Source organism: Stenotrophomonas maltophilia group sp. RNC7 (assembly GCF_030910085.1).
Taxonomy (GTDB): Bacteria; Pseudomonadota; Gammaproteobacteria; order Xanthomonadales; family Xanthomonadaceae; genus Stenotrophomonas; species Stenotrophomonas sepilia.
In genome coordinates, this window is the sequence record NZ_JAVFVN010000704.1 from 1 (window position 1) to 529 (window position 529).

1 protein-coding gene is annotated in these 529 nt (G+C 30.4%); it reads left to right on the forward strand.

Annotated elements, in window-relative coordinates:
• The coding region (locus tag RCF13_RS15005) for a hypothetical protein (RefSeq protein ID WP_308141307.1) at positions 1–529 on the forward strand (529 nt) is incomplete at both ends.

The window sequence follows — 529 nt, forward strand, 5'->3', positions numbered from 1 at the left end:
GAGCACATTAACACAAATAGTTTTTAAAAATAAAATACATTCAATCTTTATCCCTCCCCTTATATGCACAAATCGAGATGGTATTAATTTTCGCACTCGTCGAGCTTTAATATTTTTAAAAACAGATGTATTATCCCTCAATGAACGCAGACAACGAGAGAAAGGCATTGAAAACATCATATATAATTCCGAATCAACCACCTATGATGTACTACAATCAGCATTACGAGAGGCTAGTATTAATTTCAGCGATAAAGGAAAAGCAACTGCAACATATTGGTTTTCATATGTAAAACGAAAATCATCAAAAAGTAAAGCATCTAGCGTCACAATGAAAAAAGAAATACGCATGCTCTTTAACACCTCAATATTATTAAGTAAATTAACAGATTTAAAGGAAATTTTCATTTATACAGATAATGAATTAAATTTGGCAGTATTCAATTCAAACATAAACAAAACTGTACAGACCGAAATGTATAAATTTTTAAGACAACTATTTGAAACAAGAGAGATTGCGGGTTTACCT